The sequence below is a fragment of the Streptomyces longispororuber genome (genome assembly GCF_014656095.1).
Lineage (GTDB): Bacteria > Actinomycetota > Actinomycetes > Streptomycetales > Streptomycetaceae > Streptomyces > Streptomyces longispororuber.
On the sequence record NZ_BNBT01000232.1, the window covers coordinates 1 to 9,055 of the forward strand.

Consider the following 9,055-nt stretch of genomic DNA (forward strand, 5'->3'; position numbering starts at 1 on the left):
GGGGGGGGGGGGGGGGCCCGGCGCGGCCGCGCCCGGCGCGGGCACGTGGCGGGTGGCGGGGCGGTGCGGGTCCCGGGCCGCGGCGCGGGCCATGGCGTCCCGGTAGCGCTCCACGGTGCCCTGCGCGGCCCGCGCCCAGGTGAACCTGGCCAGGACCCGCGCGCGTCCGGCCGCGCCGAGGCGGGCCCGCAGCTCCGCGTCCCCGAGCAGGCGCCCGAGCCCGGCGGCCAGCGCGCCCGAGTCGCCGGGCGGCACGGCGAGGCAGGTCTCCCCGTCGGGCCCGGCGACCTCCGGGATGGCCCCGCCGGTCGTGGCGAGCAGCGGGGTGCCCGTGGCCATCGCCTCGGCGGCCGGCAGCGAGAAGCCCTCGTACAGCGAGGGCACGCACGCCACCTGCGCCGAGCGCACCAGGTCGACGAGCTCCTCGTCGGTGATGCCCTTGACGAACTCCACCGCGCCGTCGAGCCCGTAGCGTTCGATGGCCGCGGCGACCGGTCCGTCCTCGGCGCGCTTGCCGACGACGACGAGGTGCGCGGCCGGGTGCTCGGTCCGGACCTTCGCGAGCGCCTCGACGAGGTGGATCAGGCCCTTGAGCGGGACGTCGGCGCTGGACGTCGTCACGATCCGGCCGGGCACCTCGGGCACGGCCGGGTCGGGCGCGAAGAGGTCGGTGTCGGCGCCGATGTGGACGACGTCGATCCGCTCCGGCCGGACGCCGAGGTGGTCGACGATCTCCTGGCGCGAGGTGCCCGAGACGGTGACGATGGACGGCAGGCGGCGCGCGACGCGCTTCTGCATGCGCGTGAACGCGTACCACCGGCGCACGGACGCGCGGCGCTTCCAGTCGGCGGCCGCGTCCAGCTCAAGGCGGCGGTCCACGGTGATGGGGTGGTGGATGGTCGTCACCAGCGGGGCGCCGAGGTCGCCGAGGAGGCCGTAGCCGAGCGTCTGGTTGTCGTGGATGACGTCGAACGCGCCGCGCCGGGCGCGCAGGTGGCGCCGGGCCCGCAGGCTGAAGGTGACCGGCTCGGGGAAGCCGCCGGTCCACATCGTGGCCACTTCGAGGGCGTCGATCCAGTCGCGGTACTCGTCGCGCCTCGGCGTGCGGAAGGGGTCCGGCTGGCGGTAGAGGTCCAGGCTCGGCAGCTCGGTCAGACTGAGGCCGTCGAGCCCCTCGCCCTCGTCGAGCACGGGGTAGGGCTGGGCGCCGATGACCTCGACCCGGTGGCCGAGGCGGGCCAGTTCGCGCGAGAGGTGGCGGACGTACACGCCCTGCCCGCCGCAGAACGGGTTCCCCTTGTACGTCAGGAGCGCGATGCGCAGCGCGCGGCCGCCGTCGTGGGCCGACCCCGGTGGGGGGCCCGCCTTACTGGCCTCAGCCGTCACTGTAGGCCCCCTTCTTCCCTCAGCTCCCGCGAGACTACGTCGGGACGGTAATGTAGAACAAGTTTCAGAGTTTGTTCCCCGCGTGACCGCCCTTGATCGCCGGACGAGCTCGAATTTACCGGCAGGTAGCCACACCGGAAGGACCGGACCAGGTGATTCGCGCCACGGCGGCCGCCCTGCCATGCTGTGCGGTCGACCGCGGACCCGCGCGGGACCTCGGGACGGCTTCGGAAGCGGGCCGGGAGCGGGGCCGCCGGGGCCCGGGAACGGCCGACGGGACCGGCGGGGCGACGGGGTCGGCGGGATCGGGCGGGATCGGGCGGGACCGGCGGGGCGACGGCGGGGCAACGGGACTGACGGGACGACGGAACGATGACAGCTCACGCGAAGACGGCAGGGGCGCGGGCGGTGGCGTCGCCGCCCCTCACCGAGCGCCAGGAGGCGCGCCGCCGCCGCATCCTGCACGCCAGCGCCCAGCTCGCCAGCCGCGGCGGCTTCGACGCGGTCCAGATGCGGGAGGTCGCCGAGGCCGCCGGGGTCGCGCTCGGCACGCTGTACCGCTACTTCCCCTCCAAGGTGCACCTGCTGGTGGCCACCATGCAGGACCAGCTCCAGCACCTGCACGCCACGCTGCGCAAGCACCCGCCCGCCGGTGCGACGCCCGCCGAGCGGGTGGCCGAGACGCTGATGCGGGCCTTCCGCGCGCTCCAGCGCGAGCCGCACCTCGCCGACGCGATGGTGCGCGCCCTGACCTTCGCCGACCGGTCCGTGAGCCCCGAGGTCGACACGGTCTCGCGGCTCACCACGGCCATCGTCCTGGACGCGATGGGCCTGGACGACGGCCGGCCGACGCCCGCGCAGCTCTCCGCGGTGCGGGTCGTCGAGCACACCTGGCACTCCGCCCTGATCACCTGGCTCTCCGGCCGGGCCTCCATCGCCCAGGTGAAGATCGACATCGAGATGGTGTGCCGCCTGATCGACCTGACGGCGGCGGAGGCGGAGTAGCCGCGCCCGTACGCCGGGGCGCGCGCGGCGGCGCCGCCCGCGCCCGCGCCCGCGCCCGCGCCCGTGCCCGCGCCGGGAACCCCGTACGCCGGAGCGTGAGCCGGGGCGCCCGCGCCCGAGCCGTGGCGTCCGTACGCCGGCCCGCCGGACGGGCCCTAGTCCTCCGGCGGGAACACCACCTCCCCGCTGTCCGCCAGGGTGATCGTGATCGCCTCCACCGGGCAGCTCTCCGCGGCCTCCAGGACGGCCTCGGCGGCGTCGGTCTCCGGCTCCTTGGGGTGCGACTGGCGCGCGGAGTCCAGGACGAAGCCGTCCGGCGCGGTGCCCACGCACATCCCGGAGCCGATGCACACGGACCGGTCGACCTCGACGTGCCAGCGGTCGCCCATCAGACCCCGGCCTCCCCGGACTCGGCCCCGGTCCCGGACTCGGGCCCGGCCCCGGACCCGGCCCGGTAGTCGGCGGGCAGATGGATCATCTTGTGCTCGAAGTACTCGCCGTACCCCTCGGGCCCGAACTCCCGCCCGAGCCCGGAGTCCTTGTAGCCGCCGAACGGGCCGCGCATGTCGATGCCGAAGGTGTTCACGGAGTACGTGCCGGTGCGCACGCGGCGCGCCACGTCCAGGCCGCGCTCGACGTCGGCGGTCCAGACGCTGCCGCTGAGGCCGTAGTCGGAGTCGTTCGCGATCCGCACGGCCTCGTTCTCGTCGCCGTACTCGATGAGGCAGACGACCGGCCCGAAGATCTCCTCGCGGGCCACGCGCATGGAGTTGTCGACGCCGCCCAGGAGCGTCGGCTCCACGTACCAGCCGCGGTCGAACCCGGGCGGGCGGCCGCCGCCCGCGAGGACCTTGGCGCCCTCCTCCTGGCCGATGCGGATGTAGTCGAGCGAGCGCCGCCGCTGCCGCTCGGCGACCAGCGGCCCGAGTTCGGTCGCCGGGTCCAGCGGGTCGCCGACCTTCAGCGCGGACGCGGCGGTGGCGAAGGCGTCAGCGAACTCACCGGCGCGGGAGCGGGGCACGAGGACGCGGGTCTGCGCCACGCAGGCCTGGCCGTTGAGCATCCAGGCGAACGGCGCGATGCCCGCGACCGCGTTCGCCGCGTCGGCGTCGGGCAGCACGACGGCGGCGGACTTGCCGCCCAGCTCCAGGGTGACGCGCGTGAGGTGGCGGGCGCAGACCTCCATGACGCGCTTGCCCGCGGCCACCGACCCGGTGAACGACACCTTGTCGACGCCCGGGTGCCCGACCAGGTACTCGCTCACCTCCCGGTCGGCGCTGACGACGGAGAGCACGCCCTCGGGCAGCCCGGCCTCGACGGCGATCTCGGCGAGGACGTACGCGTCGAGCGGCGTCTCCGGCGAGGTCTTCAGGATCACCGGACAGCCCGCGAGCAGGGCCGGCGCGAGCTTGGCGGCGGCGGTGAACTGCGGCACGTTCCACGGGACGACCGCCGCGACGACGCCCACGGGCTCGCGCCGCACCAGGATCGGCCCGAGCACGCCGGCGCGCGGCTCCTCGTAGGTGAAGTCCCGCGCCGTGGTGATCGCCGCGTCCCACACCATCATCGCGGCCAGGGCCTGCATCATCACCGACGCGGTGACCGGGGTGCCGTTCTCGGAGCTGATGATCCGGGCGATCTCCTCGTGGCGCGCGGCGAAGCCGTCCTTGATCCGCGTGACCACGTCGATCCGCTCGTCCAGGCCCATCCGCGGCCAGGGCCCCGCGTCGAAGGCCTCGTGTGCGCGGGCCACGGCCCGGTCGACGTCGGCGCGCGCCGCGTGCGGCACCCGCGCGAACACCTCGCCGGTGTGCGGCGAGACGACCTCGATGACGTCCTGACCGAGCGGATCGGTCAACTCCCCGCCGATGAACAGCTTGTCGTGCTCCACGAGCTCCGTCATGACCGACCGCCTCCTGCGTGCGTCGTCGTACGCGAATCGTGCGTGCCGTGCGGGGCTGCTCCCTGAGGTTTCTGACGCTGTCTCAGAACTGATATCAGTTCTAGTTATAGTGGGCAACGGCCGTGCGGCCGCGGGCGGCGGGCGCGGAGACGGGGGCTGCGATGACCCAGGTACCGGGCGCGGGCGTGACCGACCACGGCGGCGGGGTGTGGAGCATCGCCGTGCCGATCCCCGACAACCCCCTCGGCCACACCCTGGTGCACCTGCTCGACACCGACCGCGGCCCGGTCCTGGTCGACACCGGCTGGGACGACCCGGACTCGTGGGACGTCCTGGTCGCCGGGCTCGCCGCGTGCGGCGCGGACGTCGCCGACATGTACGGCGTGCTGCTCACCCACCACCACCCGGACCACCACGGCCTCTCGGCGCGGGTGCGGGCCGCGTCCGGGGCGTGGCTCGCCATGCACGAGGCCGACGCGCACGTGGTGCGGCGCACCCGGGAGTACCCGATGGAGCGGTGGTACGGGTACATGGCGGACAAGCTCACCGCCGCGGGCGCGCCCGCGGCGCACGTGGCCCCGCTGCTCGCCGCCCGGGACGCGGGCCGCACCCCCCGGCTCGCCGCCCACCTTCCGGCCCTGCCGGACCGGCCGCTCCCGCCCGGCGAGCTGCTCGACCTGCCCGGCCGCCGGCTGCGCGCGGTCTGGACACCGGGGCACACCCCCGGCCACGTCTGCCTGCACCTGGAGGAGGCGCACCCGGCCCGGCTGCCGGGCCGGGGCCGGCTGTTCAGCGGCGACCACCTGCTGCCGGGCATCACCCCGCACATCGGCCTGTACGAGGACCCCGACGACAGCACGGTCACCGACCCTCTCGGGGACTACCTGGACTCCCTGGAGCGCGTCGGGCGCCTGGGCGCCGCGGAGGTGCTCCCCGCCCACCAGCACGCCTTCGCCCACGCCCCCGACCGGGTGCGGGAGCTGCTCGCGCACCACGAGGCCCGGCTCGCGGGCCTGCGCGCGCTCCTCGCCGAGCCCCGCACGCCCTGGCAGCTCGCCGAGCGCATGGAGTGGAACCGCCCCTGGGCCGACATCCCCGCCGGTTCCCGCACCATCGCCGTCTCCGAGGCGGAGGCGCACCTGCGCAGGCTGGTGAAGCTGGGGCGGGCGGAGGCGGTGCCGGGGAGCGAGCCGGTGGCGTACGTCGCGGTGTGAGCGGCGCGGTGGCGTACGTCGCCGGGAACGGCGCGGTCGCGTACGTCGGCGGCGTGAGCTGCGCGGTGGCGTACCTCGGCGGCGTGAGCTGCGCGGTCGCGTACGTCGGCGGCGCGCGGCCGGGCGCGTACGCCGTGGTGTGCGCGGCTCGGGCACAGGCGCGCCTCCGGTGGGCGCGCCCCCGCCTGGCCGGGAGGCGCGGCTTACGGGCCGGTAGAGTGAGCGGGTCGTCATCACGTACGCACGAGGGAACGCCAGTGCGAAGCCGCGCCGGCCGCCCCTGGGCTCCCGGCCCCGTCCGGGCCCGGTGAGCCGGAGCACCTCGTGCCGCGCGTGACCGGCTCGCGTCATCGGGACCGTACCGATGGCCGGCACCGTCGAGGCACACGGAGCCGGAGCCGCCCGGTACCCCAGCCGTGCCGTGCCGCCCGGCTCCCCGCAGGGAGAGGCACCCGCCGCATCATGAACGTTCGCCGCAGCGCAGCAGCCCTGGCCGCCGCCGTCGCCCTCGGCACGGCCGCGGCCCCGGCCGCCCTCGCCGACGAGGCCTCGCCCTCGCCCTCCGCGGCGCTGCCGTCGGGCCTGTACGGCACGGCGAACCCGAAGTTCGACGGCGTGTTCCGGCAGTCGTACGCGCTGCTCGCCCAGGACGTCGCCGGGGTGCGCCCCGCGGAGAAGGCCGTGGACTGGCTGACCGGCCAGCAGTGCGCGAGCGGCGGCTTCCCCGCCTACCGGGCCGACGCGAGTGAGCCCTGCGACTCCAAGACCCAGGTCGACAGCAACTCCACGGCCGCGGCCGTGCAGGCCCTCGCCGCGCTCGGCGGGCAGAAGAAGGCCGTCGACAAGGGCGTGTCCTGGCTGAAGTCCGTGCAGAACCAGGACGGCGGCTGGGGCTACACCCCGGGCCTGCCGAGCGACGCCAACTCCACCGGCATCGTGATCGGCGCCCTCGCCGCCGCCGGGCAGAAGCCCGCGGCCCAGACGTCGCAGCAGGGCGAGTCGCCGTACGACGCGCTGACGAAGCTCGCCATGGACTGCGGCACCGGCGGCGCCTTCGGCCTCGCCGACGCCCGGTCGGGCCGGACCGTACCGAACGCCGACGCCACCGCCGCCGGTGTCCTCGGCGCCCTCGGCAAGGGCCTGGTCGTGGCCCCGGCCGACAAGGACGCCAAGGAGCCGCGGTGCGCGCCCGCCGACTCGGCGAAGCAGGCCGCCGCCAACGGCACCGGCTACCTCCTGAAGACGCTCGGCACCTCCCGGTACCTGAAGTCCTCGATGCCCGGCTCCACCGACAAGCCGGACGTCGGCAACACCGCCGACGCGGTGGTCGCGCTCGCCGCGGCCGGCCAGGGCGCGCAGGCGAAGAAGTCCGCCCAGTGGCTCGCGGGCCACTCCGCCGCGTGGGCGAAGCAGGCCGGCCCCGCCGCCTACGCCCAACTGATCCTCGCCGCCCACGCCGCGGGCCTGGACCCGCGTGACTTCGGCGGCGCCGACCTGGTCAAGCAGCTCAACGCCACCGGCCCGGCCCCGCAGCAGCAGGCGTCCGACGAGGGGACGAAGAAGCCGAAGGCGGACTCCGATTCCGACTCCGACGACAACGGCGGCGTCAGCGTCTGGTGGATCATCGGCGTGGGCCTGGTCGCGGGCGCGGGCATCGGGTTCCTGCTCAGCGGCCGCAAGAAGACCGGGCTGTGACAGCCCCGGCCCTCGCACCCGCCGGGCGTGGCCCGGCCCGCCGCGCCACCGGCGGGCGGGCCCACCCGCGCACCGCCCCGGCCGCCGCGCTCGCCGCTCTGGTCACGCTCGTCACGCTCGTCACCGTGATCTCCTTGTTCTCCTTGTTCTTCGCCTCCCCCGCGGGCGCGGCGGAGTACCGCTACTGGTCGTTCTGGCAGCGCGGCGCCGACGGCTGGGTGTACGCCACGCAGGGTCCCTCCGTCGCCCGGCCCGGCGACCGTGACGTGGTGGGCTTCCGCTTCGCCGTCTCCGCCGACGCCGGGTCCGCGAAGAAGCCGCGCGGGCGGGCCGACTTCGACACCATCTGCGCGGACACCCGGGCCGACGACGGGCGCAAGCGGGTCGCGGTCGTCCTCGACTTCGGGGTGCCCGCCGACGCGCCCGACGGGCAGCGGCCGCCGGAGCCGCGCACCGCGTGCGCCCGCGTCGCCGAGGACGGCTCCGCCGCGGACGCGCTCGCCGCCGTCGCCAAGCCGCTGCGCTACGACAGCAGCGCGCTCCTGTGCGCCATCTCCGGCTACCCGAGGACGGGCTGCGGCGAGCCGGTGTCGGGACAGCGGGACGAGCGGGGAACGGACGGCGAGCGGGGCGAGACGGCCGGAGACGACGGGGGCGACGACGGCGGCCCCTCCGTCGGCCTGATCGCCGGTGTCGCCGCCGTGGCCGCGCTCGGCGCCGCCGCCGTCTGGCAGGCCCGCCGCCGCCGCGGCTGAACCGGGCACCCCGATGAGCACCACGCCCGCCACACCCGGCCCTTCCGAGCCTCTCGGTCCTTCCGGTCCTTCCGGTCCTCCGGGGCTCAGCGACCTTCCCGGCAGTACCCGCAGTACCCGTACGACCGGCAGGACCGGCGTATCCGACGAGGCACGGGGACCTCACGGTCCACGGACGTCGCACGAGGCACACGGGCCCCGCGGCCCCCGCAAGCCAGGCGGCCCCCGCCGCCGGTTCGCCGCGCCCGAGGCGCACCGGTCCAACGCCCTGCACCCGGGCGCCTGGTGGCTGTGGGCGCTGGGGCTTGCCACCGCCGCGTCCCGCACCACCAATCCGCTGCTCATCGGGCTGCTCGTCGCGGTCGCCGGGTACGTGGTCGCGGCGCGGCGCACCTCCGCGCCCTGGGCGCGCGCGTACGGCGCGTTCGTGAAGATCGCGCTCGTCGTCATCGGCATCCGCCTGGTGTTCGCCGTGTTCCTCGGCTCGCCGATCCCGGGCACCCACCTCCTGGTGACGCTGCCGGAGGTGCCGCTGCCGGACTGGGCGCAGGGGGTGCGGATCGGCGGCCGGGTCACCGCGGAGGGCGTGGTGTTCGCGCTGTACGACGGGGTGCGCCTGGCGGGCCTGCTGATCTGCGTCGGCGCCGCGAACGCCCTGGCCAGCCCGGCCCGGCTGCTGAAGGCGCTGCCCGGCGCGCTGTACGAGGCGGGGGTCGCCGTCGTCGTCGCGATGACGTTCGCGCCGAACCTGGTCGCCGACGTGCAGCGGCTGCGGGCCGCGCGCCGGCTGCGCGGCCGGGCCGACCGCGGGGTCCGCGGGCTGCTCCAGGTCGGCCTGCCGGTCCTGGAGGGCGCCCTCGAACGGTCCGTGGCCCTGGCCGCCGCGATGGACGCGCGCGGCTTCGGGCGCACCGCCGCCGTGCCCGCCCGGGTGCGCAGGACCACCGCCGCCCTCACCCTCGGCGGGCTCATGGGCGTCTGCGCGGGCACGTACGGGCTGCTCACCGCGGACGGCGGGACGTACGGCCTGCCGGTGCTCGGCGCCGCCCTCGCCGCCGCGCTCGGCGAGCTGCGGCTCGGCGGGCGGCTGCCCGTGC

8 protein-coding genes are annotated in these 9,055 nt (G+C 76.1%); 5 read left to right on the forward strand and 3 right to left on the reverse strand.

Translation table 11 applies throughout. The features are described from left to right. The coding region (locus tag IE330_RS36570) for a glycosyltransferase family 4 protein (protein WP_190140497.1) at positions 1-1,386 on the reverse strand (1,386 nt) is incomplete at its 3' end. Between the two features lie 372 nt (positions 1,387-1,758). Between IE330_RS36570 and IE330_RS36575 the strand changes: the two genes are divergently transcribed. Further along, a complete protein-coding gene (locus IE330_RS36575) occupies positions 1,759-2,391 on the forward strand; it encodes a TetR family transcriptional regulator (protein ID WP_190140498.1) in 633 nt (210 codons plus the stop codon). Between the two features lie 155 nt (positions 2,392-2,546). Here IE330_RS36575 and IE330_RS36580 read toward each other — a convergent pair whose 3' ends face one another. Together IE330_RS36580 and IE330_RS36585 are read right to left on the reverse strand one after the other, a co-directional pair. Next, positions 2,547-2,780, reverse strand: a complete 234-nt coding sequence (locus IE330_RS36580) for a ferredoxin (protein ID WP_190140499.1) — start codon at positions 2,778-2,780, stop codon at positions 2,547-2,549. Further along, positions 2,780-4,294: an aldehyde dehydrogenase gene (locus IE330_RS36585; protein WP_190140500.1), complete on the reverse strand. Its 1,515-nt coding sequence runs from the start codon at positions 4,292-4,294 to the stop codon at positions 2,780-2,782. Before IE330_RS36585 ends, IE330_RS36580 begins: the two co-directional genes overlap by 1 nt. A 161-nt stretch (positions 4,295-4,455) precedes the next feature. Here IE330_RS36585 and IE330_RS36590 point away from each other — a divergent pair, with 161 nt between their 5' ends. The 4 genes from IE330_RS36590 to IE330_RS36605 all read left to right on the forward strand — a co-directional run. After that, the gene (locus tag IE330_RS36590) at positions 4,456-5,508 is read left to right on the forward strand and encodes a Strvi_7410 family MBL fold metallo-hydrolase (RefSeq protein ID WP_190140501.1); all 1,053 of its coding nucleotides are present in this window, start codon (positions 4,456-4,458) and stop codon (positions 5,506-5,508) included. 462 nt (positions 5,509-5,970) lie between these two features. Further along, positions 5,971-7,203, forward strand: coding sequence for an SCO2321 family membrane protein (locus IE330_RS36595; protein WP_190140502.1), 1,233 nt, complete (start codon positions 5,971-5,973; stop codon positions 7,201-7,203). Between the two features lie 98 nt (positions 7,204-7,301). Then, complete coding sequence (locus IE330_RS36600; RefSeq protein ID WP_190140504.1) at positions 7,302-7,958, forward strand: SCO2322 family protein; 657 nt, start codon at positions 7,302-7,304, stop codon at positions 7,956-7,958. Between the two features lie 13 nt (positions 7,959-7,971). Next, positions 7,972-9,055: energy-coupling factor transporter transmembrane component T (locus IE330_RS36605; RefSeq protein ID WP_229926183.1), on the forward strand; the 1,084-nt coding region annotated here is incomplete at its 3' end.